Raw genomic sequence first — 25,943 nt, 5'->3', positions numbered from 1 at the left:
GCGCGCGCGGCCGCCGGCCTACCGCAGCGGCGCGCGCGACCGCTGGCCTACCGCGGCGGCGCGCGGCCGCCGGCCTACCAGCGGTGGTAGGCCGGGTGCCCTTCCTTGACGGCCACGAACGTCCCGCGGCACGTCGCCGTGACCCGGCCCCCCGCCTCCAGGGTCGCCTCGACCACCACGCGGTCGCCCTCGGCCTCCGCGACCTGCGCCCGCAGGCGCACCGGGCCGAGCGGCGTCGGCTTCTTCAGCTTCACGTGGAAGTCCGCCGTCACCGTGCACGGCGGCGCGTCGGCCCCCCGCGCCTGCATGAGGTGGTGGGCCGCGGTCCAGTTCGAGTGGCAGTCGAGCAGCGCCCCGATGATGCCGCCGTTGACCATCCCGGGGAACGCCTCGTGGTGCGCCTCCGGCGTGAAGTCGCAGACCACCGCGTCGCCCTCGACGCGGCTCTTCAGCCGGAGCCCCCTCTCGTTCGCCGGCCCGCACCCGAAGCACCGGCTCTCTGGCGCGTACCTGTCCTGCAGGCTCGCCGCTTCGCTCAACGGGTGCCCCCCACGAACGCCTCGTCCATCAGCATCTTCTGCTCGAGGAGGTGGCTCGCCCGCGAGCCGGTCGCCGGGCTCGCGCTCGGCGCGCGGCTCACGCACGAGAGCGGCAGCCGGTCGCCGAGCTTGTTCCGGAGCACCGCGAGGACGTAGTACCAGGACCCGTAGTTGCGCGGCTCCTCCTGCACCCACACGAGCGGCGTGCCGTCCTTGTAGGGCGCGAGCGCCTGCACGATCTCCTCGTTCAGCGGGAAGAGCTGCTCCAGCCGCAGGATCGCCACGTCCTTGAGCCCGCGCGTCTCCCGCGCGAGCGCGAGGTCGTAATACACCTTGCCCGAGCAGAGCAGGATCCGCTTCACGTCGGCCGGATCGACGCCGCTCGTGTCGGGCAGCACGCGCTGGAACTGGCCCTCGGCGAGGTCCTGGATCGTCGACACGGGCCGGTGCGGGCCCTTCGACGTCGCCGGGACGCGCAGCAGGCTCTTCGGCGTGGCGATGATGAGCGGCTTGCGCCACGGGCGGTGCACCTGCCGCCGCAGCACGTGGAACAGCTGCGCCGGCGTCGTCAGGTTGCACACCTGGATGTTGTCCTCGGCGCTGTTCTGCAGGCAGCGCTCGATGCGCGCGCTCGAGTGCTCCGGCCCCTGGCCCTCGTAGCCGTGCGGCAGGAACAGCACGATGCCGCTCAGGCGGTGCCACTTGTCCTCGCTCGACGTGATGAACTGGTCGACGATGACCTGCGCGCCGTTGAGGAAGTCGCCGAACTGCGCCTCCCAGATGACGAGCCCGTCCGGGTAGTCGAGGCTGTAGCCGAAGTCGAAGCCGAGCACGCCCGCCTCGCTGAGCGGGCTGTTGTACGCCTCGAAGCGCGCCGGCGCCTTGGCCACGCTCGACAGCGGCGCGAAGCGCGCGCTCGTCTCCACGTCGCGCAGCACCGCGTGCCGGTGGCTGAAGGTGCCGCGCTGCACGTCCTGCCCGGAGAGCCGCACCGGCGTCCCCTCGGCGAGCAGCGACGCGTAGGCGAGCATCTCGCCCGTGCCCCAGTCGAACGGCTCGCCGGCGACGAGCTTCTCGTGCCGCTGCTTGAGCGTCGGCAGCACCTTCGGGTGCGCCTTGAAGCCCTCGGGCAGCTCGAGGAGCCGCTCGGACAGCGCGATGAGCCGCTCGGCCGGCACGCTCGTCGGCACGTCCGGCGTCGCGTGATCGGCGCCGCCGCGGTAGTGCGTCCACACGCCGCCCATCGAGTAGAGCACCGGCGCGAAGCCCTTCTGCTTCACCTCGTCGAGCGCGGCGGCGAGCGCCTCGCGGCGCCGCAGCACGATCTCCTCGGCCTTCTCCGCGGTGATCTGGCCGAGCTCCATGAGGCGCCGGACGTAGACCTGCCGCACGGTCGGCTTCTTGTCGATCGCGGCGTACATCCGCGGCTGCGTGTAGCGCGGCTCGTCGCCCTCGTTGTGGCCGTACTTGCGGTAGCAGTACATGTCGATGACCACGTCCGAGCCGAAGCGCGTGCGGTAGTCGATCGCGAGCTGCGCGACGTGGGCGACCGCCTCCGGGTCCTCGCCGTTCACGTGGAACACCGGGACCTTCAGCATCCGCGTGATGTCGGACGCGTAGCGGGTCGAGCGGCCCTCCATCGGATCGGTCGTGAAGCCGACCTGGTTGTTCACGATGACGTGGACCGTGCCGCCGGTCGAGTAGCCCTTCAGGTTCATCATGTTGAGCGTCTCGGCGACGACGCCCTGCCCGATGAACGCCGCGTCGCCGTGGATGAGCAGCGGCATCACGCGGCGGCGCGCGTCGGCCGCGCCGTCGGCGAGCCGCCGGTCCTGCTTCGCGCGGACGCGGCCCTGCACGACGGGGTTCACGAACTCGAGGTGGCTCGGGTTGAACGTGAGCGTGAGGTGGACGTTGCGCCCGTTCTCGAGCGTGCGGTCGGTCGAGTAGCCGAGGTGGTACTTGACGTCGCCGCTGCCGAGGTGGCGCTCCGCGTCCTTGTCCTCGAAGGCCGCGAAGATCTCGCGCAGGCTCTTGTCCATGATGTTCGCGAGGACGTTGAGCCGGCCGCGGTGCGCCATGCCGACCACGATCTCGTCGACCTCGTGCGACCCCGCGCGCTCGATGATGAGGTCGAGCAGCGGGATGAGGCTCTCGGCGCCCTCCAGCGAGAAGCGCTTCGTCCCCGCCTCGTAGGACTTGTGGATGAACTGCTCGAAGATCTCGGCGTCGGAGAGCTTCGTCAGGATGCGGAGCTGCTTCTTTCGGTCGAGCGTCAGGCGGTTGCGCGTCGACTCCATCTGCTGCTGGAGCCACAGGCGCGCCTCGGGCTCCTCGATGAACGTGAACTCGACGCCGATCGAGCGGCAGTACGTCTCCTCGAGCCGGCGGATGATCTCGCGCAGCGTGAGGACGGGCGGCACGCCGGCGAGGTCGGTCGTCGGGAAGGCGAGGTCGAGGTCCTCGACGCGCAGCCCGAAGTTCGTGAGGTCGAGCTCGGGCGGCGTCGCGGGCGGCAGGCCGAGCGGGTCGACGTGCGCGAAGAGGTGGCCGCGCACGCGGTAGGCGTTCACGAGGGCGTAGACGCGCGCCTTGAGCGCCGCCTCCGCGAGCACCTTCAGATCGCGCGACGTCTCGAGCGAGGTCGGGTGCTCGCTCAGCGTCTGCGCGAACGCGGCCTCCAGCGTCTTCGCGGCCTCGCCGTTCGTCTTGCCGTGCCCGTTCCCCGGCGCGGCCGCGGGCCGCACCACTTGAGGCTGGACGGACGGCAGCGCGGCCGGAGCGGGCAGCCTGATCGGCGCGGCGCCGCCGTTCTTGCTCTCGAAGAACGAGCGCCAGCCGGGGTCTACCGACTCCGGGTTCTCGAGGTACTGCGCATAGAGCTCCTCGACGAGCCCTGCATTGATTCCGAAATCAAGCTGCATCGTGGTTCGGCGTGCAAATAACGCGTGTCGGGGCGGCACGCTAGAGTCGTTTTCCGATGGCCTCGGTGCATAGGGCGGAACATCGTCCGGGCAAGGGGTCCGAGCGCCTGGAGAAACGGTAGGGAGAAGCGGTAGAAGGGGGCCATGGATCAAGACCGCGCAACCCCGGGTCGAGGACCGGCGCCCGCCGTCCTCCCCATCGACCGTTTCCGGGACCACCTCTTCCACGACGGGAGCCTCGGCCTCTGGCTGGACGTGAGCCGGATCCGCTTCGAGAAAGACTTTTTCGCCACGATGGATCCGCGCATCCAGGCGGCGCTCGCCGAGATGGCGGCGCTCGAGGGCGGGAGCATCGCCAACCCCGACGAGAACCGCCGGGTCGGCCATTACTGGCTGCGCGCGCCTGAGCTCGCGCCCGAGGCCGCGCTGCGCGCCGCGATCGAGGCGACGAACGCGCGCATCCTGAGCTTCGCCGCGGACGTGCACGCGGCGCGGGTGCGGCCGGAGCGGGCGGCCCGCTTCCGCAAGGTGCTGGTCGTCGGGATCGGCGGCTCGGCGCTCGGGCCGCAGTTCGTCGCGTCGGCGCTGGGGACGCCGGCCGACCGAATGCAGCCGTATTTCTTCGACAATACGGATCCGGACGGGATCGATCGCACGCTGGACGCCATCGGGGACGACCTCGGCGCGACGCTCGCGGTGATCATCTCGAAATCGGGCGGGACGAAGGAGACGCGCAACGGAATGCTCGAGCTCGAGGCGGCGTACCGGCGGCTCGGCCTCTCGCTCGGGGCGCACGCGGTCGCGGTGACGGGGGAGGGGAGCGAGCTCGACAAGTACGCGGTAAAGCACGGCTTCCTGGCCCGCTTCCCGATGTGGGACTGGGTCGGCGGGCGGACGAGCGAGCTCTCGGCGGTCGGCCTCTTGCCGGCGGCGCTGCAGGGGCTGTCGATCCTGGAGATGCTGCAGGGGGCGCGCGAGATGGACGAGGTCACGCGCTCGAAGGACGTGCTCCGGAACCCGGCGGCGCTGCTCGCGCTCGCCTGGTACTCGGCGACGGGCGGCGTGGGCCGCAAGGACATGGTGCTGCTCCCGTACAAGGACCGGCTCGAGCTCTTCTCCCGCTACCTCCAGCAGCTCGTGATGGAGTCGCTCGGCAAGCGGCTCGATCGCCAAGGCAAGGAGGTGTGCCAGGGGATCGCCGTCTACGGCAACAAGGGCTCGACCGATCAGCACGCGTACGTGCAGCAGCTCCGCGACGGGCTCGACAACTTCTTCGTCACGTTCATCGAGGTGCTGCGCGATCGCGCGCCGCCGCGCGGCTCGATCGAGGTCGACCCCGGCGTCACGACGGGCGACTACCTCTCCGGCTTCCTGCAGGGGACGCGCAAGGCGCTCACCGAGAGCGGGCGCGAGTCGATCACGATCACGATCGAGACGGTCGACGCGCGCGCCGTCGGCATGCTGATCGCGCTCTACGAGCGCGCGGTCGGGCTGTACGCGTCGCTCGTGGGCATCAACGCGTACCACCAGCCCGGCGTCGAGGCCGGCAAGAAGGCCGCGCAGGAGGTGCTGGATCTGCAGGCCAAGGTGCTCGCGGCGCTGGCCGCGGGCGCGGGGCGCGCGCTGAAGCTCGAGGAGATCGCGGGCGCGGCGGGCACCGGCGACGTCGAGACGGTCTTCTGGATCCTGCGCCACCTCGCGGCGAACCCGGAGCGCGGCGTGGTCCGGGAGGTGCCGCAGGGGGGCTCGCCGTTCGACGCGACGTACCGGCTGGCGCGGTGAGCGGGCGCCCGCCCGGGGGGGCGGGCCGCCTCGCCCGGGGCGGCCGACGGGGCGGCGCCGCTGAGGCGTGAGGCGCGCCGCTGAGGCGTGAGGCGCGCAGGAGGCGCGGGGAGCGAAGGGCGCAGGGGGCGCCGGGAGCCGGGGTGGGCTCCCGGCGCGCGTCGCTCAGAAGTGGACGCGCAGGGTCCCGCCCGTCGGGCCGACGCGGAGCTCGGGGGCGTGGAGCGACGTCTCGCGCGGGATGTCGTGGCGCACCCAGACCTGCTGGTTGGAGACGAGGCCCGCGACGAGCAGCGCGAAGCCCGTCACCTGCGTGAGCCCGTTGAGGAGCACGAGGGAGCCGGCGACCTGGCCGTCGTCGCGGGAGAAGTCGACGTCCTCGCCCGTGGCGAGCGTGATGAACGGGCCGCCCACGGGCACGAACAGCGGCGTGTAGCTGCTGGCCTCGCTCTCGCCCTCGCTGAGGATGCTCCCGGCCGTGAGCGCGGCGAGCGCCCACGCGGTGCCGAGGACGATGGACCCCGCGACAAGCAGCCGGCGGCTCTTCTGCGTCTCGAGGCGGTAGCCCTGCGGCGCCGGCTCGCCTTCCTTGAAGGGCAGCGTCCGCGGCATGCCGAGGACGAAGGGCGCCGTATACGATGCGTCGTCCGGCGGCGGCGGGTAGCCGGGCGGCGGCGGGTAGCCCTGCGGCGGGTAACCCTGCGGCGCGAAGCCCGGCGGCGGCGCGTAGCCGGGCGGCGGGTAGCCCGGCGGCGCGAAGCCCGGAGGTGGCGCGTAGCTCGGAGGTGGCGCGTAGCCCGGAGGTGGCGCGTAGCCCGGAGGTGGCGCGTGGCCCGGAGGTGGCGCGTGGCCCGGCGGCTGCGCGCTCTGCGCTGACGGAGCGTCGCTCTCCGCCGCGGCCGGGGTCGCGAGCGCGAGCACGCCCAGCAGCGCGGCCATCGAGAGGACAGTGCGGATCGCGATCACGTGCGTCTCCCTTCGGGGATGAGAGCCGCTGGCGCAGGCTCGCCGGATCAGAATCGCCATCGGAGCTCCGCGGACGACGCGCCGATCGAGATCGCTGGCCACGGGGACGCAGCGTGCTCGGGGCTGCGCGAGCTCACCGTGAACTGCCGCTCCAGGTAGACCTCCTCGTGCGCCAGGCCGGCTGCAACCAGGAGCAGCCCGCCCACCTGGGCCACGGCGTCCACCGTGAGCCAGAACATGCCCGCGCCCTCGGCGTCCAGGCTCACCGTGCCGATCATCGGGCCGACGAACGGGATGAACAGCGGCCCGAACTCGTCGAAATCCTCCTCCGCGAGGGTCGCGACGCCCGCGACCGTGAACGAGAGCGCGTACGAGATGCCGAACGTCAGGAGCCCCGCGCCGACGAGCGCGCGGTCCGTCCTGGTCTTGAGCGCGTAGCCGCGCGGGATCGGGTCGCCCTCCTCGTACTGGATGGTCCGCGGGTTCGCCCACGGCGGGAGCGGCGGCAGCAGGTAATAGCCCGGCGGGATGGACATCGGCGCCCCGCCCGGAGGCGCGGGAGGAGCGGTCGCGGGCGCGGGAGGAGCGGTCGCGGGCGCGGGAGGAGCGGTCGCGGGCGCGGGAGGAGCGGTCGCGGGCGCGGGAGGAGCGGTCGCGGGCGCGGGAGGAGCGGTCGCGGGCGCGGGAGGAGCGACCGGCGCGGCGGGAGCCGCCGTCGTGCTGCCGAGCGCGGGCCTCTGCGGCGCGCCAGGCACCTGCGCGGCCGCGGGCGCGGCGAGCCCGAGCAGCGCGGCGAGCACCGCGGCGGCCTGCGCGCCGCGGGCGCGCGGCGCGGCGAGGCGGCGGCGCGGCACGGCGAGGCGGCGGCGCGGCACGATACTCCCTTCCGTTGGCCCGATCGGCATGCTGGCTCCCGTCGCGCTCGCGCGGCGACTCCGAGGAACTGCGGTGGCTTCGGTGCAGCGAGGCCAGCATACGCGGACGGCTCGCGAACTCAACGAGGCGCGCACGATGTCCGCGCGCCGCGGCGACGCGCGCCGGACGGCGCCCCGCGCAGCGCGAGCGCGGCCGCGCCTTCGACGACATCGGCGCCGTCGAGCCGCACGTCGGGCTCGAACCCGCGCAGCTCGACGAAGTCGCCGAGCGGGTCGCGGTACGCGCGGGTGCCGAGCGAGAGGGTGACGCCCGAGCGCGGGAGCCGGAAGAGCGCGAGCTCGCCGACGCTCATGCCGCCGCGGGTGTTCTGCCCGACCACGAGGACGCCCGGGATCTGCCGCACCAGCGCGAGCAGCATCTCGCACGCCGACGCGCAGCCGCGGTCGACCAGGAAGACGGCGCGCCCCTCGAGCGGCCCCGTCGCCCGCCCGCGGACCACGGCGCCGCGGGTCGTGAGGTCGACGCGCGGCGCCGCGGCGGCGCGGTCCGCGGCGCGACCCCGCAGCGCCCCGGCGACGCGCTCGAGCGCGGCGAGGTGCTCGACGAAGCGCGGCCGCGCCTCGGGCGGGACGTCGCCGCGGGCGAGCCGGCGGCGGGCGCTGTTGGCGCGCCCCTCGGCCGCGGCGACGGAGATGACCTCGCGCTCGTCGAGCGCGCAGAGCGGCGCGTCGGTGAGCGCGAGCGCGAAGCGCTCGGCGAAGAGGTAGTTGCCGCCGGCGTTGCCGCGCAGGTCCACGACGAAGGCGGGCGCTCGCCGCAGCTCGGCGGCGAGCGCGGGGAGCGCCGCGAGCGCCGGGGCGGCGGCGGCGCTGAAGGTGCGGATGGCGAGCACCGGGACGCCGTCGCGGCTCTGCGTGAGCTCGACGGGCGGGCCGGGGCGGCGCGGCGGATCGAGCGGCCGCGGCGGGGCCTCGGTCCGCGCGTCGGCGCCGCGGCCGGCGCACGCCGCCGGGGCGGCCGGCGCGAGCGCCGGGGCGGCCGCCGGCGCGGCGGTGAGCCGGAGCGGCGCGCGGCCGCCGTGGCCGAACGCGAGGTGGCCGTCCGGCGCCGCGAAGACGTCGCGCAGGAGCCGCGCGAGCTCGCCGGGGCGCCACGCCGCGCGGCCGCGGAGCGCGGCTTCGGCCCGGGCGAGCGCGAGCGGCGAGGGCGCGGGCGGGCGCCCGTCGAGGCCCGCGTAGGCATGCTCGAAGGCGTAGCGCGCGTCGTCGAGATCGAGGATCGCCTCGGCCGAGGACACGGTCCGCGGCTCGCCGTCGAGGTCGACGTCCGCGATGCGCAGGCTCCGGAGCGGCGCCGGCGCCTGCGAGGGGGCGACCGCCGGCGCCGGGGCGCATGCGAGCGCGGCGCAGGAGAGCGCGGCGCCTGCGAGCGCGGCCCATGCGACCGAGGCGCAGGAGCGCGCCGCGGTCGCGGCGCGGCGAGGTCGGCGGAGCGAGCTCTCGGGGGGCACGGCGCGCGAGGGTGCGACGGCGCGCGTCGCCGGCGCAACCGGAGCCGCTCGGGCTCGTGAAGGAGATCACGGCACCGCAGCGAGATCCAGGGCCAGGCGCGACGGCGCGGCGCCCGCACCGCGCGCCGGCTAGCTGGATGCGCGCCGTCGCTCGACGCGTAGCGCGCCACGAAGATCCCGCGGCCCTCCGGGGCGCGGGGCGTGTCCTCGCCGAACGCGACGGCGCCGCGCGCCGTGTCGCACTCGCCACAGAGCCCAGCTCGGAGCTTCGTGCGAGAGCGCTTCATTGCGTCGACCTCTATCGCACGGCGCAGTCGCGGCCGCCATGACAGGAGGCGAGCGAAGCCGCAATCGCCGCTCCTCTCGAAACCCAGCGTGCCTGAGCCCGGAACCGCAGAGAGCATGAGGTCCCGGACGGGTCCTCTCCGCTGCTCACGACGTCTCCTGGAAACACGCTGGTTGCGCGGCGACAAACAACTCCGCCCTTGAAGTCGACTGCATGGATCTCCTTACGCCTCGTCGCCGCGCGCGCCGTGCGGGACGCGACGGCGCCTCCGCCGCTTCCGGCTGTGCTCGGCGCGATCGCAGCTCAGCGCACGCCCGAGAGCCTCGCGATGAACCCGTGAGACTCCGGATCGCTGTCGCTGCCGAGCGGCTCGTCGAGCCCGGGGAGGTGGAGGGTCCCGGTCACGGCGCCGGCGACATAGAGGGGATCGCCGGACGCGCCGTTCGCGGCGACGACCCGCAGGGCGACGGTGCCGTCTCCCTCGAGCTGGGCCGCCGAGACGAGGTTGCCTCGAGCATCCAGCCTCATCAGGAATCCCGCCCGCTTCCGGGAGGTGGTGAGCGCCCCGGCGCCCCCCAGCGGGAGCGCGCCCGTGAACTCGCCGGTGACGTAGATCGAGCCCGCCTCGTCCACCGCCACGCCGGCCGCGACCTGGCTCTCCGTCGCGTCGCCGAACCCGCGGCTCCACACGACGCCGTCGTCGGAGACGCGCGCGACGAAGAAGTTCTCGGTCTCCCCCGCGTCGGGCAGCGGCGGGCAGCGCTCTTCGAAGCGGACGCGCCCGCGGTACGTCCCGGCGATCACGACGTCGCCGCCCGGGAGCAGCGCGGCCCCGTGCTGCGCCACCTGCTGATCTCCCTCGACGTTCAGCGTCTTCACGTCCTGCAGGGCGCCGTCGGTGGCCACGTAACGCGCGATGAAGACGTCGCGGCGCTCCGAGGCGAAGGGGAGGTCCCCGCCGAACGAGACCGCTCCGCTGAGCGAGTCGTAGTCGCCCACGACGGTCACGAACCTCGACCCTGACCTCGCGTTGGCGGCGATCGCCTTGACCGTCACGGCGGCTCGCGGCCCGAGGCGGTGCTGCCACCGGCACGCGCCGTCCTGCGGGTGGAGCGCGGCGAGCAGCGCCGACTCCTGCGGGATGTCCCGGAGCGCGCACGGCCCGAAGCTCCTGCCGGCGTCCGTCACGTCGACGGCGAAGACGAGCGCCTCGGAGGTCGCCGCGAGGCCGCGCGCGGTGGTGCCGTGCGCGGCGTCGACGCTCCACACCCACCCGCATTTGCCCTCTGGGCCGAGCGCCGCCACGAAGCTCGTCGTGAAGGCGGTGTCGAGCAGGCCTGGTCCGATGCGGCAGGCGCTGAGCGACCCCGTGGGCAGGTTGGTGGCCCCGTCGGACTCCCCGGCGACATAGGTGAAGTCCTTGCCGGCGGCCAGGTGCAAGCCCCAGATGTCATTCACCGAGAGCCCGTACCGGCCGTCGCGCGCCCCGGCGGCGCTCCACTTCGCGACCGTGAATTGATAGCGTGAATCCTCGAGGACATCCGTGGCGACGGCCGTCAGCGCGCCGCCCGAGGCGGTGAGATCGCCCACGTCGAAGCCGAGCGTCTCGCCCCACGCGGCCGACGGCTCGATGATGGCGCCCGGGGCCTCGCTGCACATCGGAGCCCCGCCGCCGCTGCCCCCGCCGCCGCCCGCTCCTCCCGCGCCCGAGCCCCCGCCGCCCGATTCCGCGGCTCCGGAGCCGCCCTCGCCCGTGCCGCCCGCGCCCATGCCGCCCGCGCCCATGCCGCCCGCGCCCGTGCCGCCCTCGCCCGAGCTCGCCGCGGAGGAGGTCGCGCCCGGGGCCGCGCCAGCGCCGGACTGCGACCGGTCGAGCTCGCCGACCTCGAGCCCGATGATCGCATTGCAGCCGCCCGCCACGACGGCGCACAGGCCGGCGCAGGACACGGCGGATCGGATCGGACGGGGCTCGCGTTTCATCGGATCGGCTCTCCGCGGGGTGGCATCCTCCAGGCTGCCGCCGCGCCAGCGAGGGCTCAATGGCAGGCTCTGACGTAATCAGGAAAGAGGATGGTGGACTGGCAGGTGAGGCTGCACGACCCGAACGGGCCGCGTTGCCCGCACGGGACGTCCGCCAGAAACACGTTGGATACCACCGCGCACGTCAGGAGGCCGCTGCAGTTGACCGAGCGGAACTCCTTCTCCTCGGCGCCGCTGCAGTCGTAATCGAAGCCGCCTCCCGGGCTGATCGGCCTGTCGTAGAACGCGCTGGCCTGGCCGGGGTGGACCAGGGGGTTGTCGTCGTTGCAATCGTTGCCGCCCTCGCACGCCTTCGAGCGATAGCCGTCGCCGTCCGCGTCGCAGTCGACGCCGCCGCCGCCGCCGGAGCCCGAGGTGGCCGAGGTGGAGCTCGCGCTGGAGGTCGCCTCGCCCCCGCCGGCGCCGGAGGTGGCCGAGGTGGAGCCCGCGCTGGAGCTCGCCGCGCCCCCGCCGGAGCCATCGCCGCCCGCGCCGCCGCCGGAGCCGGAGGCCGTTGCGCCGCCGCCGTCCCCGCCGGCGCCGGAGCTCGCCGCGCCGCCGCCGGAGCCTGCGGCGTCCGCGGACGAGGCGGCGGTGCTCGCGGACGAGGAGGTGGTGCCTGCGTAGTCCCCGCCAGCGCCTGCGTCGCCTGGGCCGCCCGGGCCCTCGGTGAACGTGACCTCGGGGAAGCACCCCGCGACCGCGCCCAGCGCGGCGGCCGCGGCGGCCGCGGCGGGCAGAGCCAGGCGGAAACATCGGTGAAGCGAGCGCATCCTCGAATGGAAGCCCCCGTTCCCACCGGCGTCAACCGGCGGCGGCCGGATCACGCGCCGCGCCGCTTCCGTGGCAGGCTCAGCGGCGCCGTGTGGAAATGTCGTGGGCTGTTCTGCAGGCGCGCGCTCGATGCCGAGCGCAGCGGTCACGGCATGCCCTTCAGCCGAACGATGAACCCCTCTCCCGGCGCCCGGATGGGACGGTCGAAGTCCATGAGAGGGAACGTGTCCGTCAGCTCGCCGGCGATGTGGAGCGGATCGCCGGGTCTCTCGCCCGGCGCGACCGACCAGACTGCCACGGTGCCGTTCCCCGCGATCGCGGTGCCCCAGAGGACGTTGCCGCGCGGGTCGAGCGCGATCAGATAGCTGGACAGCTCGTCCGTCCCGGCGGCGAGCGTCTCGCCGCTCTCCAGCGGGATCTCGCCCTCGAGCGTCCCCGCCACGTAGATCGCGCCGCTCTTGTCCACTTCGAGGCGGACGGCCATCTGATCTTTCACCGCGTCGCCGAATCCACGGCTCCAGACGACTCCTCCTCTCGAGACGCGCGCGACGAAGGTGTTCTCCGAGCTCCCCGCGTCCGGCAGCAGCGGGCAGTCATCCTGGAAATTGAAGGACGGCCCGGAGTACGTTCCGGAGATCGCGAGGTCGCCGCCCGGGAGCAGCGCGGCCCCGTGTCGCGCCGCCGACTGGCTCCCAGGGGCCCTGAGCGGGAGGAGGTCCGTCAGCTCGCCGTCCTCCAGCCGGACGCGCGCCACGAACAGGTCGCGATCCGGCGTGCGGGGGAGCTCCTTCGTCTGGATCTTGATCGCCGCGTCCGGCGCATCGTAATCGCCGAAGACGAGCACCTCCCCGGTCTCCGGGGCCGCGACGAGCTCTTCGATGCGCACGGCCGCGGCGGCCTCGAACGGGCGATGCCAGAGGCACGCGCCGTCGGAGTCGAGCGCCACGAGCTCCGTGGAGCCGCGCTCGTCGCCGGGCCCGAGGGCGCAATCGCGGGTGCCCGCCGTCGCCTGTCCCGAGAGCGAGACCGCGAACACGACCCGCTTGGGCATCGCCGCGAGGGCGAGCGGGGAGGTGTTGAACTCGGCGTCGACGCTCCAGATCCACTTGCATTTGCCCAGCGGATCGAGCGCCGCCAGGAAGCTCGGCCTGTGCCCGTTCTCGTCGGGCAAACCGATCAAGCACCCGCCGTCCGGCGTGAGCAAGGTGAACGGCGCGTCCGACCAGCCGGTCACGTAGGCGGTGTCCGACACGACGGCCAGGTGCTCGGGCCAGACGCTGCCGGGCAGCTCGCCGGTCCTCATCCCGTACGTGGAGTCGAGGGCCCCGGACGGGCTCCAGCGCGCGACCGAGAACCCGACCTTGCCGGGCATGCTGGGGAGCTCCCGCGCCTCCTTGATGACCGCCGTCACCGCGCCGTCCCGCGCCGCGATGCCGGCGACCGACAGGCCCGACAGCTGTCCCCACGGGCTCGACGCGCCGCGGACCGCCCCCTCGCGGGTCGGGCCGCAGAGCGCCGCCTCCCCGCCGGCGCCGCCGCCGTCCCCGCCGTCCCCGCCGCTGCCGTCCCCGCCGGCGCCGTCCCCGCCGCCGCCGCCGCCGCCGCCCGTGCCGACCGCGGACGCGTTCGCCGACGTCGCGCCCGCGCTGCCGGAGGACGAATCGAGCTCGCCGACCTCGAGCCCGATGATCGCGTTGCAGCCCGCTCCGGCCGCGGCCGCGAGCAGCGCAGCGCGGAACATGGGTCGAGTGTTCATGAGATCGCGCGTCATCTCTCCGTCTCCCGTGGCGCGGCGCCTCCGGCGGCCGGCGAAAGATCACCCTCGCCACCGCCGGCTGCATGCCGGGCGTGGCTCCGGACGTCGCGAGATTACCAGCGCTCCGCCGGCCGCGGCTGCCGTCAGAAGATCACCTTCGCCACGGCGCCTCCCGGCACCACGCCGACCGTCGCCCTCGGGGCCGCCGGCGCCTGCGCCGACGACGGCGCCGTGAAGATGAGCACCGCCCCGGCGCCCAGCGCCGCCGCCCCGACCAGGAACGCGACCGTCGAGATCGTCCCCGCGGTCGCGCCCTGCCGCTGCAGCTGGATCCCTCGCTCCGCGCAGACGTTGGCCTCGTCGCAGTACGGCTCGGCGTCGCCCTTCTTCCCGAGCGCGCGCAGGCCGAACGCGGCGCCGACGCCCAGCCCGACGACGCCGGCGCCGGCGCTGATCCAGCCGGCCGTCCGCTGCATCGAGCTCCCCCCCGCCCGCGGGCCCTCCTTCGGCGGGAGCGCGGGCCCGGCGCTCCCGCCGCCGGCCGCGGGCTCCTCCGGCGCCACCAGCAGCTCGGCCTGCGCGCCCTCGGCGAGCTGCACCGTGAACGTCTTCTGCTTCCGGCCCGGCGCCGCCGCCGTCACCTGGACCTCGCCCGGATCCACCGGCAACGGCGCGCCCAGCGAGCCCGCGCCGACCGGGATCCCCGAGCGCTGCACGGCCGTGTCCGACGGCGCGCCGGGCGCGAGCCGGATGGTGAGCCTCGGGACGCGGCCCTCCAGCGCCGCGGCGCGCGCCTGCGCGATGGGGCGCCGGTCGTCGTTCGCCGGCAGATCGCGCGCGAGCTGCCGGAAGATCGACCACGCGGTCGCGACCTTGCCGCGCTTCTCCTCGCAGTCGGCGAGGTTGAGCAGCGCGCCGGGCGCCGGATCGAGCTCGTAGCTCTCCCGGAACTTCGGGCACGCCGCGTCGTAGTCCTTCGCCTGGAGCGCCGCCCTGCCGGCGTCGAACAGCGCCTCCGCCGCCGCGGGATCGCGCACCTGCGCCGAGGCGCCGGGGCAGGCGAGGAGCGCGGCCCCTCCCAGGGCGAGCACCTCGACCGGGAATCGTTTACGCGAGCTCAATCTACCCATCGGTCTACCCATCGGTGCGACCTCAGCGTCGCCGGTTGAACGGGTCGTCCGCCGGCGTGGGCGCTGGGGCCGGCGCGGGGGCGGGCGGCGTCTTCGCCGGGGCGGTCGCGGGCGGTCGCGCCTTCCCCGCGGCGGGCCGCGCGGTGGCCGCCGTGGGCGCGGGCGGCGCCCCGGTCGCGGACGCGCTCGGCGTGGGCGCCGGCGGCGGCGTGGGCTCCGGCGGCGCGGGCACGGGCGCGGACGGCGCGATCGCCGGGACCGCATCGCCGGACGCCGCGGGCTCTGCGCCGGCCCCGGGCGCGCCCGCGCCGCCGAGCGGCCCCTGCGCCCCCCCTGCGCTCGCCCCGGGGCGCGGCTCTGCCTCCACCGCGGAGCCGTTCGACGCGTGCTCCGCGCCCCCGGCGCTCCCGCGCTGCCACCACACGAGCCCGACCAGGGCGCCCACGGCCAGCGCGCCGGCGCCGGCCAGGAGCGCGCCCACGGCCGCCGCGCGCGGCGCCGGGCGCTCCGTGCCGCCCGAGCGCTCCACGACCGGCGAGACCGTGCCCGCGCCCCCGCCGGCCGAGCCGGCGCTGACCGCGCCGCCGCTGCCCGTGCTGGGCGAGCTCGCCGCGGAGAGCTCCGTGCCGTGCGGCCCGCTCCCCGGGGCGCGCGCGTGCGCCGCCTGGCGCCCTGGATCCGAGAACAGGTGCCCGCGCCCCGGATCCGGGTGCGCGGACATGCGCGATGGATCCGGGTGCGAGCCGGGCGCGGGGTCGAACGCCGCGCCGCCCCGCGCCTGGCGCAGCGCGCGCTGCATCGCGCGGGCGTTCGGCCAGCGCCGGTCGGGATCGAACGCGAGGGCCACGTCCATGACGGCGGCGATCGGCGGGGGGAGGGCCGGAAGGACGCTGCCCACGGGCGGCGCCGGCTGGGTCATGGCCGCGAGCAGGAGCAGCGGGAGCGTCTCGGCCTCGTGCACGTAGCGCCCCGAGAGGAGCTGGAACATGGTGCTCCCGACGGCCCAGAGGTCGGTGCGCGGGTCGACCCTGTCCCATTGCCCTCGCGCCTGCTCGGGCGGCATGAACTGCGGCGTCCCCATCAGGCTGCCGGCGCGCGTTGTCGCGTTCGCCGGGGACGAGAGCTCGCGCAGCCGCGCGATGCCGAAGTCGAGCACCTTGAGCTGCCCCTGGCGCGTGAGGAAGAGGTTGTCTGGCTTGAGGTCGCGGTGGACGATCCCGCGCTCGTGCGCGACGGCGAGCACGTCGAGCAGGTCGTCGGCGATGCCGAGCACCTCGCCCACGCCGAGCACGCCGCTCGGCTCGCGGGCGCGGCGCGCCTCGACCGTCTCGCCCTCGAGCAGCTCCATGACCAGGAACACCGAGCCGTCCTCGGTGACGTCGTCGTCGAGGACCCGGACGATGCCCGGGTGGTCCACGCGGTTCGCGACGTAGCCCTCGCGCAGGAAGCGCGAGCGCGCTTCCTGGTCCTCGGACAGCTCGCGGCGGAGGATCTTCACCGCGCCGCGCATCCCGTTGCGGTGCGTGCCGGCGTAGACCATGGCCATGCCGCCGAAGCCGAGGAGGCGCTCCAGGCGCCATTTGCCGCGCAGGACCTGGCCTACGAGCGCCTCCGGCCGGAAGCCCTCAGGGTCGACTCGGGTCATCGGCGGAGACCACCTCTTGTCCTGGCCACGGGGGGCGTCGCCCCGCCGGCGAGGCCGGCGGAGCCGACGAGGCCGGCGCGGCTCGAGCGGCAGGGGTGGCTGACGGGCGCGCGGCGCATGACGGCCGCATGTTACCCCGGTCTCGGGCGGTGGGGCGCGAAACCGTCCAACACACGCGCGCCTTCCGATCCGCGCGCTGGCGCCGGCGGATCGGAAGGCGCGGGGGAGCGGCGCGCGTGCGGCGCGGGGGAGCGGCGCGCGGCGCGCGCGGGGGCCGACACCCTTGACGTCGCGCGCGAACGGGGACACTTCGCCTGCTCCCGGAGGATCGAGCGAGCATGCGCAAGACGGTGAGCCACGCGGCGTTGATCCTCCTCGCCGCCGTTTCCTCGATTCGGTGCGGCGGCGCGGGCGCCCATTCCCCGACAGCCCCTGCGCACGAGCCCGTCGTCCATGCGCAGGCGCCTGCCGGCCCTGATCGCGGTCCCGGGCACGCGGCCCATCACCACGATCGCGGTCCCGGGCACGCGGCCCATCACCACGATCGCGGTCCCGCGCAGCACGACCACGGCCACCGGCCGGCGGCGGGCGCGGCCCCGGGGGCGCCCGAGGACGAGCTCCGCGCGGTCGCCGCGATCCATGGCGGCGCGGGGCCGTGGGCCGTCGCCGGCTACCGCATGGGGCGGTATGCCCTCGCGAAGCTCGGGCTGCCGGCGCGGAGCTTCGACCTCGAGGTGATCCACCACAGCCCGAGGAACGTGCAGTTCTCCTGCATCGCTGATGGCGCCGCGGCGGCCACGGGCGCGAGCCTCGGGAAGCTCAACCTCAGCCTGGTCGAGGCGACGGAGGCCGGCGTGGAGACCACGTACCGGCGCAGGTCGACCGGACAGGCCGTGACGCTCCGCCCGTCCGCGGCCTTCCGCGCGCGCTTCCGCGACGTGCCGAGAGAGGGGCTGGAGGCGTCCGGCAAAGAGGTCCTGTCCTTGCCGGACGCCGAGGTGTTCGAGGAGGTGCCGCCGCCTCCCGCCGGCGCGCCCCGCTGACGAGGCGGCCCCGGGGGTGGGGGAGCTTGGGGGAGCCAAGGACGAGCCGGCCACCCCCTCTGGACGCGCTCACCGCGGCCTGAGGCGATTACCGCTCGTCCTCGTCCTCGTCTTCGCCCGACTCGCCGACTTCCGTTGCGCCCCCATCCGACGCGCCGCCGTCCGCTGCGCCCTCCTCCGACGCGTCGCCTTCCGGCGCGCCGTCCTCCGCGAAGGCCTCGTCTTCCTCTTCATCTCCGGTGGACGCGGCGCCGCGGGAGACGGGGAAGGGCGCATAGTCCTTCATCTTGTCGGTGCCGGCGTACCAGTACTCCGCGGCGGCGCGCAGCCTCCGCTCGGCGTGCACGACGAGCGTGTAGGCGGCGTCGCGGAGCTTGCGCGAGCGCTGCGCCTCAGGGGAGAGCGTCTTGTCGGCGAGCATGCGCGCGAGCAGCGGCGAGAGCTCGCGGAGGCGGGCCGCCGCGTCGGCCTCGCCGCGAGGCGCCTTGTGAAGGGCCTCCGCGTGCTCGGAGCAGAGCAAGAGGAGGTCGGAGACGTCCTGGACCAGATCCGCGTCGCCGCTGCCCGCGCGGATCGCCGTGAGCCGCTTTTGACCCTCGGGGCTCTTCCTGAAGCGGAGATCGAAGAAGCGGAGGAGCGTTTGCCGGTGCAGGGCGGCCTCGGCCGCCGGCTTCGCGAACGTCGCTGCGGCCCGCTCCTGGCGCTGCTGCGCGGCTTGCCAGCGCGATTGCGTGGCGCGCAGGAGCTCGATCTTGTCGCGCAGCGCGAGGATCTCCTGGCGCGTGAGCGGGGGCTCGTCCTCGGGGAAGGGGGTGCGGACGAGATCCGCCGCGTCGCGCTCGGCGGCGAGCTGGATGCGGCTCGCCCAGACGACGCGCCGGGCGAGCTTGCCTGGAAACACCACGGTGTTGTCGCCGACCGACTCGGCCTCTCGGAGGAGCTCGGCCTCGCGGGCGGCGCTCAGCGTGGTTGCTGCTGCTCTCGTCGAGGAGCGAGGCGCGCCCTGTGTCTCGCGCGGAGCGGGCTTCTTCGAGGCCTTGTCGGTCCTGGGCGACGTGGTGGTGGATGCCTTTGCCATGGTAAAAATACGCCTCCTTGTCGGGGCCAGCGCCCCTCGGAACGAGGGGCTGGAAGATCGGCGAGGGTATCGGCGAACAAGGCATTGGCCAGAGGAGAGCACGAGTCGGTCGCGTCGCGAGCGAGGCGCTGGGGCGAGGGTTGGGAGATGCGGTGTGCCGCGGCATCGGAAGGATGCGGTGTGCCGGCGTCGCGGGTAGCGGGCACGGAGCTGGCGAAGGGGGCGCGGGCGCAGGAGGGAGGAGGGAGAAAGGGGTGCGCAGCAACCACAAAGGCGCGCGAGACGACGCCGGGGCTGCGCAGGAGGGCCGACGGGGCTGCGCAGGAGCCGGACGATGGTGGCGAAGGACACCATCGGGGGCGCGCAGGTGAGGCGCGGGGGCTGCGCAGGACAGCGGCGAGTGTGGCGTAGGACACGGACGGGGGTGCGCAGGAGGACGCCGGGGCCGCGCAGGAGGGCCGGCGGGGCTGCGCAGGAGGGTCGACGGGGCCGCGCAGGAGGGCGCCGGGGCTCGTGCAGCAGGGCCGACGGGTTGCGCAGGGGGGCCGACGGGGCTGCACTGGACGCCCGACGGCGCTGCGCAGGAGGGCGCCGGGGCCGCGCAGGAGGGCCGGCGGGGCTGCACAGGAGGGTCGACGGCGCTGCGCAGGAGGGTCGACGGCGCTGCGCAGGGGGGCGCCGGGGCCTGTACAGGAGGGCCGACGGGTGCGCAGGAGGGGGTACGAGCGGAGCCCTGATAACACTTCACACCGGCAGCCGCGGTGACCCTTTCCTGAGCTACGGGTCCGTGCTCCGGGAGGACCGGAAACAGGGACCGGATCCACGTCGACGCGACACGCTTGCCTCGTTCTCTCGAACCGCCAGGATCTATATACGAACCGCTCCCCGCGGTCTCGGTACACGCGAGCCTCTGCTCACGGTCCGGCGTGCGAGCGCGCAGGTCACCGTGCCTTGGCGAGCTGCAGCTCCTTGTTCTTCAAGGTGACCTGCGCGAGCAGAACCGGCCCATAGTACAGCTCCCAGACGTCGTCGGCGCGCGATCGCGTTGGCGTTCCACAGGATGCCGGAGCAGACAGCGCGGCCGCGGCGTCGAGATGGACGCCGGCGAGCTCGCGATCGCGCTTGCGTACACGGCGCCCGCGCAGATAGTGGGGCCGCGACGTCGAGGAGCACCGCGGCGTGCTCCGCATTTTCCGGCGGACCGGAGGGGCGGTCTATGAGAGGAGGGCTGCCTGATGAAAAGAGCGTGTTCTCCCGGATGCGGCGCGGTGGCCGTCTCCTTTAGCTCGGATCCCCTGGATTGGGTGTGGGTCGGCGTGGCCCTGCTCGTGCTCGTCGGCATGGGCGCCGCGCTCGTCCTCCGCTTCCGGCGCCGTCGCTGACGCGGTAGGCTGGGTGTACCCCGCACGGGGGCGCCGCTCGCTTGGGGCGGCGCCAGGCGGGGGAGCGGCCACGGGGACGAGGTGAACGTCCGCAAGCCTCGGGCTCGGTGCCGTCGGTGTCGCCTGGCCGGGCCGCGGAGCGGCCGCGAAGATCGAGGGATGCATCGGGCGCTGGTGACCGGCCGTTCATCGACCAGCTCGTTGGCGACACCCCCGCCGCGTAACCGCGTGCGCCCCTGCGCACGCCCGGGACGGGCCGACCCACATGCATCCCGGTTTCACCGCGAAAATTGTCTTTGACGCCCACGTCACGCTCAGAGAAATGGCTCGCGGTCCTCAGCGCACTGCGCGGCCACGGCCAAAGGCTTCCAACCCGGGGGGAGACGGTGAGGGCGTCACAGCGACGGATCTCATGGGCAGCAGGGGTTGTCCTCCCGCTCCTTGTCGTCCCGGCGCGCGTAGAAGCGTACGAGCTGAGCACCGGCGTAAGCCTCGGGTGGCTCCAGGCCGGTACCGTTCCGCGCCTCGCGGTGGGGCCGCACGCGGGCATAGCGTGGCCCATCCAGCGAGACATCCTGTTCGCGGTGCACGACCTTTGCACGATCCTACCCCCGACCCAGGAGGACGGGCCCGGGGTCTACAACCAGACCTCGGTTGACCTTGGGTATGCTTGGGAGGACGGCAACGTCAGCGTGGGGCCATCGGTCGCGTTCTACGTCGTGCCGGCGTGCGGCATCACCTTGTGCGGCCTCGTCGGTGGCTTGGCCGTAGGCGGCCACGCGCAGACGAACGCGTACGTTGCCGGACCGCTGGGGGTGTCGGTGAGCGTCAACGTGGATTGGGTCGGTCGGGGTAGTCTGGTGCTCCCGAGCTACGTGTCCGTCGTCGTTGTTGCTGGTCCTGTGCTTCGATGGAGTGCTAAATGAACGTGAGAACAGTCCTGTTATCGATCGTGGTCATATCGGTTTGGACGCTGGCGGCGTGCAACTGGACGATCGGAGACTGCTACCCTGTCGGGGAAAGAACTTCGGGTGCAGGTGCCGGTCCAGGCTCGGAGCCCCGCCCCGTCTACACCTCCGCCGCATCCGGGGACTTCGGGGCGGAGCCGCCAGACGGCCCGCACGACGGCAGCGAGCGCAAGATCGCCTGCAACGAGTGGGAGCTCGAAGATGAAGAGGAGAGACCGAGCGACAGCTCGGAGACCCCGACGACATATAGCCCGGAGAGCCCGCGAGACACGTGCCCCGGAGCCGGCGACGTAGCCGCAGACGGAGCGACCTTCTTGAGCTGTAGCGGTGCATGCAGCTCGAAGTGTCCGAAGCCCGGAATGGCCCACTTTGTCTGGGTAAATTTTGATCCATCGGATTTTCCGTTTGTTACCACTGTCCAGGATGACGGAAGGGGTAAGGCCGGAGGGTACCAACAGGCCAAGGCAAACCTGAAATTCGAGCACGTGTCTACAGCCGGCACCAGGGAGTGGTACTGTTCTCTCACCATCCAGATGCCGCTCCGGACTGAGTTGATGGGAAAAATCGATCCACTCCTTGCAGCCAACCTCAGCGAAGAGATCACGGAGGAGGTCGGACAGCTCATGGACTATAACTTGCCGCCGGGGATCTTCTGCGAAAGGTTTCACCGCGCGGTGGACGCTGCGTTCAAATTCAAGTACCCGAAACTAGGCGCCTCGGTGACGAAATGATGGTGATAAACCGCTCCGATCTGCTCGACCTCGTCTACCGCTTCTACCCGCGGGGCGTGCATAACTTCGAACGCAGGCACGTGCCTCCCAACGAGCCCTTCTACGACGACACGGAAGAGCACCGCCGCCTGGTGGAAGCCGCAAACCGCGGGCGAGCGGAGTACCCAACGTGGGAAGCGATGATCCACCGCATGTACGAGCGATACAGCCTTCAAAACGAATCGCTCAGCCTTGTGGCAGGGGGGAGCGACCCGGCATACTCGGCCCGCGTCTATCGCCCCCAGGACTCGGGGCCCGTTCCCTCGCTCAGCGACAGGGCTTCGCTCAGCTTCCACGTGAGCCTCCTCGGGCCCTATTATGGGATCCACGATACGGGCGAGCCCGACGAGATACCGGCGGCGGTCGCAGAAGAGATCGAGGCCACGTACCCCGGTTGCCAGACGATCCCGCCGGAGCTCGGGAACGAGGTGGTGCCGGACGTGGCGATGGACGGGGCGTTGATGGGCGAGGCGACGATCTACATGTGCCTCTTCTCGAAGGTCTGGACCTGGGTGGATCCGTAACTACTCCCCCCGGGCGGCCGCCGTCCACGTGGCTGAGCTCGGGCGCTTCGTCCTCGGAAGCGCTCGCGGGGAGCTCGGCGGCGCTCCGCCGCCGCGGCGCGGTCATGGCCGCACGAGCCGGCGGAACCCTGGCGGCTCGCATCTCGGCAGGGGATCTCCTCCTCGAGGGAGAAGCGCCGCCCACGCGGGCCTCTGCACAAGGAGGCCAGTGCTCGGGCGGGAGCGCGTCCGCGGCGTGCCCTGGAGCGCGAGCTCGGCCGCATGCGCCTCGACGTACGCGGCCCCGTGCTGTCGGCTCGCCCTTGATGCCTTCTGCGCGCGACCACGGCGGCACGCTCGCGAGTTCGCAGTCGTCGTCGCCTACCTCGACGCCCTCCACCCCGGGCCAGCCGCGTCGAGCTCGGCGAGGCGGCGTGCGCTGTCCACCTGCCGCGCGGATGCGCTCCGCGGCGCCGCGGGGAACGCTAGCACCTCGTGCACGGCGGGCAGCCAAACGAGAGCGACGAGCCCCAGCGGTGGACCGGCAGGTCGGCCGCGCGCATGATGGCGCGGATCTCCCGCTCCGAGTCTATCGTCTGGGCATGGCTCACGGAGTGGCCGGCAGTCTTGCTCCACGTCGCAGGAAACACGGGACCGTCGGGCCTGTACCAGCCGCGCGCTCGTAGCTGAGCACGCAGCTGGCGGAGCGCCCACACCGCGACTGGATGCGGCTCCTGGGCTTGTCGGAGTTGTCCTTGGCGTTGCGATGCTTGGGCCGCTGCAGGGGGTCGCGTCCATGTCGGGGTCGTCCGTCGTCAGCTGTCGATCTCGTGATGGCGCCCCCTGAGGATCAGCAGGGCTCCGAGCACAGGCATTTCGCGGTCCAGGCTTTCGAAGTCGTCCCACCCGAGCCTTGCGAGCTCGACTTGCCGGAGTCCTGTCAGCACCGTGAACAAGACCCGGTGCCGCGAGGTCCGCGAAGCCTCGGGAAGCACGCTGTTACGCGTTCCGCTCGGCAGCCGAGAAGTAAGCCGACCGCATCGTGGAGGGAGGAGCATGGTGGTCGCCATCCGCGCCTCTCGCTGGTATCCTCACGCTCCCGGCCGGGCCGTCGGCAAGACGGGCCACCTCGGCTGCCAGAGGAACCATGCTGCTGGACAGATTCACCGAAGCGAAAGAAGGTCGAGGGCGGCGCCGGTTAGAGGAGGCGCTGCGCGAGCAGTCGATCGTCGCGCATGACGGGCACGTCGCGAGCGAGATCGCCGACTCGGTAAGGCTCGAGGCTTACATGCCAGGCGAGATCGTGATTACCCAGGAGTATACGGACACCGACCTCTGCCTTATCCTTGCGGGAGTCGTGGGAGTAGAGATCAATGGTCGCGAGGTCGCCAGGCGCCGCGCCAGCCAGCACGTAGGCGAGATGGCCATGATCGACCCCTCGGCCAAACGGAGCGCGACGATCCGCGCCCTTGATGAGACGGTTGTCGCATGGATCGAGGAGCCGGCCTTCTCGACAATCGCAGATCGGCACCCCAAGGTGTGGCGCAGGCTCTCGGTCGACATTAGCAAGCGCCTGCGAGAGCGCGGCCAGCTCGTCAGGCCGTCCAACGCGCGGCCCGTCGTCTTCATCGGCTCCCCCACGGAGCGCCTGCCCGTCGCGCGTGCCATCCAGGCGGCCTGCCAGCACGACCCGTGGACAATGCGCCTGTGGACCGACGGGGTCTTCGGTGCAGGCCAGACGCCCATCGAGTCCCTCGCTGCGCAGCTTGACACGCTCGACTTCGGGCTTGTCGTGGTTACGGCCGACGACGTAGTGGAGACCCGTGGGGCGCGGAGCCCGACCCCGCGCGACAACGTCACCTTCGAACTCGGGCTGCTCATGGGGGCCCTCGGGCGCGAGCGCACCTTCATGGTGCGACTGCGCGATGAGCGCGATCTCAAGCTCCCCTCAGATCTTGTCGGGATAAAAGCGCTTGAAATCGCTCCCGGTCCCGAGACTGATCTTCCGTCGCGCGTAGCGCCGGCGATGAACGAGTTCCGCACTATAGTTTCCCGGTTGCGGTGCAGGTGAGGAAGGGACGACCATGGCTTTCACAGACGACCTCAGAGCCGAAGTCACGAAAATTCTCAAGGAGCAGTGGACATCTCGCGATGGCGCGAAAGTGCCCGATACCCCAGATCTGAAGCTCGCGAATGACGCTGTGAAGCTCACGGGTACCGTGCTCTATGCGGACCTCGCAGATTCGACGGGCCTGGTTACACTTTATAAGCCAGAATTCGTTGCCGCGGTGTATAAGGTCTACCTGAACTGCGCCTGCCGCATCATCCGTGAGAAGGGTGGCGAGATCACGGCGTTCGACGGCGACCGAGTTATGGCAGTCTTCCTCGGCAGCGGGATGGCCACGAACGCTTGCCGCGCAGCTCTTGCGATCAACCATGCTGTCGTAGAGATCCTGAACCCGAAGGTCCGCGAACAATACCCGACCCTTCCCCAAAGCTTCCGCGTCAGCCAGGCCGTGGGCATCGACATGAGCTCCCTCTTCGTCGCCCGGACCGGAATCCGAGGAGCGAACGACCTAGTGTGGGTGGGACGCGCAGCTAACATCGCGGCGAAGCTCTGCTCCTTACGCGAGGGAAACTACGCCACATACATTACAAATGACGTCTACTCGGCGGCGGACGAGAGCGTCCGAGTGTCCCGCGACGGCAAGTCGATGTGGGAGTCTTACCCGGAGACCGTGAGAAACCTTACTGTACGGCGCTCCGCATGGCACTGGGCACTTTAGACATCTACGTCTGCGATGGGTGAGACATCATGTGAACGTGGCGTCCGCAACGTCGACCCTGCTGGTTCCCGCACCTGCTGACTGTAGCCGTGCAGCCGGACACGTCGGATGAGCTCCGCCGTCGCCCGACGAGGGTGGCACGGTGCTCGCAAGCCTCGTCGAGTAGGGGTCCCTGGTCGCCTAGGGGTCCCTCTGTCAAGCGACAGCAAATTTTACTGATACTCTACACGATCCGTCCGATCCCGCCGGCGCTCGGGAACGAGGTGGTGCCAGATGTGGACATGGATGGGGTGATGATGGGCGAGGCGACGATCTACGTGTGCCTCTTCTCGGTCGTGTGGACTTGGGTGGATCCGGTGTAGTCCTTCCCTGGCGGCCGCCGTGCCTGTGGCTGAGCTCGGGCGCCCCGCCGCGGCGGCGCGACCGTGGCGATACGCGCCGGGGGATCTCGGGCGGCTCGCACCTCGGCAGCGGCGTAGCTGCGCTTGGCCATCGTCAGCCCATCCGTGAGTAGGTGGTCGATAACCGCTGCTACCGCCACCGAAACAGGGTCCACCAGCTTCGCTTGGGCTTTGCGGCGGCGCGTGAAGCGCCGCCATCACCGCCGCTCCCGGCGCCCTCCCCGTGGAGCGAATCGCCCCGCTCCACGATGGCGCCGCTCACCATCGTCGTGAAGAGCATCCGCAGGGACTCCTCCTGTTCGAGCGGCGCGACGAAGCCGAAACCGAACAGAAGCAGGTCGCCGTGGGCCTCGCAGAGGAACAGCTCGTACACCGCCCCGGGGGCGAGCTTCGTACACTCCTCCAATCGGTGCTGCTCGAACGCCATGCCCTGCCAGCTCGTGCTCTCGCGGAGGTGACGCAGCGGTGCCTTACCCTTCACGAATCCGTCGACGTGCCGCCGTCGTTCCTCCTCGTCCCGCCCCCGCCCGACGATGACGTAGAAGTCGAAGCTCACCCCCACGATGGCGACGGCGTTGTACCCAAAGAAGCCGGGCTTCTCGCGGACGTCACCCTCCTCGTACCAGAGCTCGGGCAGCCGAAGGGGGTAGGGGCCGACGTGAACGATCTTCGGCTCGATCATGCTCATGCGCTCCAAACGGAGCTCGACCGATACCACGGCGGCCGAGCAGGTCACGACGAAGAGTGCGTTGAAGCTCCAGATCCCTACCCGCTTCGCACCGGAAAGGGGGCCGGCCTGGTTCGA

The 25,943-nt window shown here is 72.5% G+C and carries 20 protein-coding genes; 7 read left to right on the top strand and 13 right to left on the bottom strand.

What is annotated here, in order from left to right; all coding sequences use genetic code 11:
* Positions 1-74 precede the first annotated feature (74 nt).
* Positions 75-539, bottom strand: coding sequence for a PaaI family thioesterase (locus WMF20_RS33350; protein WP_129578127.1), 465 nt, complete (start codon positions 537-539; stop codon positions 75-77).
* On the bottom strand, positions 536-3,463 hold the full coding sequence (locus tag WMF20_RS33345) for a 2-oxoglutarate dehydrogenase E1 component (RefSeq protein WP_129578126.1): 2,928 nt from the start codon (positions 3,461-3,463) through the stop codon (positions 536-538). Before WMF20_RS33345 ends, WMF20_RS33350 begins: the two co-directional genes overlap by 4 nt.
* A 144-nt stretch (positions 3,464-3,607) precedes the next feature.
* On the opposite strand from WMF20_RS33345, the gene WMF20_RS33340 reads away from it, so the two are divergent.
* Complete coding sequence (locus WMF20_RS33340; protein ID WP_437605882.1) at positions 3,608-5,245, top strand: glucose-6-phosphate isomerase; 1,638 nt, start codon at positions 3,608-3,610, stop codon at positions 5,243-5,245.
* Positions 5,246-5,410: 165 nt separating this feature from the next.
* Here the strand turns inward: WMF20_RS33340 and WMF20_RS33335 are convergent, their stop codons facing one another.
* The 8 genes from WMF20_RS33335 to WMF20_RS33300 form a co-directional block, all read right to left on the bottom strand.
* Positions 5,411-6,211, bottom strand: coding sequence for a hypothetical protein (locus WMF20_RS33335; protein ID WP_437605881.1), 801 nt, complete (start codon positions 6,209-6,211; stop codon positions 5,411-5,413).
* A 47-nt stretch (positions 6,212-6,258) separates the two neighbouring features.
* Positions 6,259-7,086 (bottom strand): hypothetical protein, encoded by an 828-nt coding sequence (locus WMF20_RS33330; RefSeq protein WP_437605880.1) that lies wholly within the window; start codon positions 7,084-7,086, stop codon positions 6,259-6,261.
* 119 nt (positions 7,087-7,205) lie between these two features.
* Positions 7,206-8,597, bottom strand: coding sequence for a S41 family peptidase (locus WMF20_RS33325; RefSeq protein WP_437605879.1), 1,392 nt, complete (start codon positions 8,595-8,597; stop codon positions 7,206-7,208).
* A gap of 589 nt (positions 8,598-9,186) precedes the next feature.
* Positions 9,187-10,863 (bottom strand): hypothetical protein, encoded by a 1,677-nt coding sequence (locus WMF20_RS33320; RefSeq protein ID WP_437605878.1) that lies wholly within the window; start codon positions 10,861-10,863, stop codon positions 9,187-9,189.
* Positions 10,864-10,919: 56 nt separating this feature from the next.
* Positions 10,920-11,675, bottom strand: coding sequence for a hypothetical protein (locus WMF20_RS33315; RefSeq protein WP_437605877.1), 756 nt, complete (start codon positions 11,673-11,675; stop codon positions 10,920-10,922).
* A gap of 146 nt (positions 11,676-11,821) precedes the next feature.
* On the bottom strand, positions 11,822-13,432 hold the full coding sequence (locus WMF20_RS33310) for a hypothetical protein (RefSeq protein WP_437605876.1): 1,611 nt from the start codon (positions 13,430-13,432) through the stop codon (positions 11,822-11,824).
* Positions 13,433-13,575: 143 nt separating this feature from the next.
* A complete protein-coding gene (locus tag WMF20_RS33305) occupies positions 13,576-14,562 on the bottom strand; it encodes a tetratricopeptide repeat protein (protein ID WP_437605875.1) in 987 nt (328 codons plus the stop codon).
* Between the two features lie 22 nt (positions 14,563-14,584).
* On the bottom strand, positions 14,585-16,207 hold the full coding sequence (locus tag WMF20_RS33300; RefSeq protein ID WP_437605874.1) for a serine/threonine-protein kinase: 1,623 nt from the start codon (positions 16,205-16,207) through the stop codon (positions 14,585-14,587).
* A gap of 338 nt (positions 16,208-16,545) precedes the next feature.
* Between WMF20_RS33300 and WMF20_RS33295 the strand changes: the two genes are divergently transcribed.
* Positions 16,546-17,250 carry an FmdE family protein gene (locus WMF20_RS33295; RefSeq protein WP_437605873.1) on the top strand — a complete coding sequence of 235 codons (705 nt, stop codon included), beginning with the start codon at positions 16,546-16,548 and terminating at the stop codon, positions 17,248-17,250.
* A gap of 88 nt (positions 17,251-17,338) precedes the next feature.
* Here the strand turns inward: WMF20_RS33295 and WMF20_RS33290 are convergent, their stop codons facing one another.
* Together WMF20_RS33290 and WMF20_RS33285 are read right to left on the bottom strand one after the other, a co-directional pair.
* Positions 17,339-18,328 (bottom strand): ATPase, encoded by a 990-nt coding sequence (locus tag WMF20_RS33290; protein ID WP_437605871.1) that lies wholly within the window; start codon positions 18,326-18,328, stop codon positions 17,339-17,341.
* A 941-nt stretch (positions 18,329-19,269) separates the two neighbouring features.
* The gene (locus tag WMF20_RS33285; RefSeq protein ID WP_437617264.1) at positions 19,270-19,518 is read right to left on the bottom strand and encodes a hypothetical protein; all 249 of its coding nucleotides are present in this window, start codon (positions 19,516-19,518) and stop codon (positions 19,270-19,272) included.
* A gap of 45 nt (positions 19,519-19,563) precedes the next feature.
* On the opposite strand from WMF20_RS33285, the gene WMF20_RS33280 reads away from it, so the two are divergent.
* The 5 genes from WMF20_RS33280 (at position 19,564) to WMF20_RS33260 (ending at position 24,737) form a co-directional block, all read left to right on the top strand.
* Positions 19,564-19,710: a hypothetical protein gene (locus tag WMF20_RS33280; RefSeq protein WP_165374332.1), complete on the top strand. Its 147-nt coding sequence runs from the start codon at positions 19,564-19,566 to the stop codon at positions 19,708-19,710.
* A 922-nt stretch (positions 19,711-20,632) separates the two neighbouring features.
* Positions 20,633-21,409: a hypothetical protein gene (locus WMF20_RS33275; RefSeq protein ID WP_437605870.1), complete on the top strand. Its 777-nt coding sequence runs from the start codon at positions 20,633-20,635 to the stop codon at positions 21,407-21,409.
* Entirely contained in the window at positions 21,406-21,972 is a 567-nt protein-coding gene (locus WMF20_RS33270) for a hypothetical protein (RefSeq protein WP_437605869.1), read from the top strand. Before WMF20_RS33275 ends, WMF20_RS33270 begins: the two co-directional genes overlap by 4 nt.
* 1,126 nt (positions 21,973-23,098) lie before the next feature.
* Positions 23,099-24,022: a TIR domain-containing protein gene (locus WMF20_RS33265; protein WP_437605868.1), complete on the top strand. Its 924-nt coding sequence runs from the start codon at positions 23,099-23,101 to the stop codon at positions 24,020-24,022.
* 13 nt (positions 24,023-24,035) lie between these two features.
* Positions 24,036-24,737 (top strand): adenylate/guanylate cyclase domain-containing protein, encoded by a 702-nt coding sequence (locus tag WMF20_RS33260; RefSeq protein ID WP_437605867.1) that lies wholly within the window; start codon positions 24,036-24,038, stop codon positions 24,735-24,737.
* 531 nt (positions 24,738-25,268) lie between these two features.
* On the opposite strand, the gene WMF20_RS33255 is transcribed toward WMF20_RS33260, so the two are convergent.
* Positions 25,269-25,826, bottom strand: a complete 558-nt coding sequence (locus tag WMF20_RS33255; RefSeq protein WP_437605866.1) for a hypothetical protein — start codon at positions 25,824-25,826, stop codon at positions 25,269-25,271.
* Positions 25,827-25,943: the final 117 nt, after the last annotated feature.

It is taken from the genome of Sorangium sp. So ce834 (assembly GCF_051521425.1).
Classification (GTDB): Bacteria; Myxococcota_A; Polyangia; order Polyangiales; family Polyangiaceae; genus Sorangium; species Sorangium cellulosum_D.
This window is presented reverse-complemented; position numbering and strand designations above follow the sequence as displayed.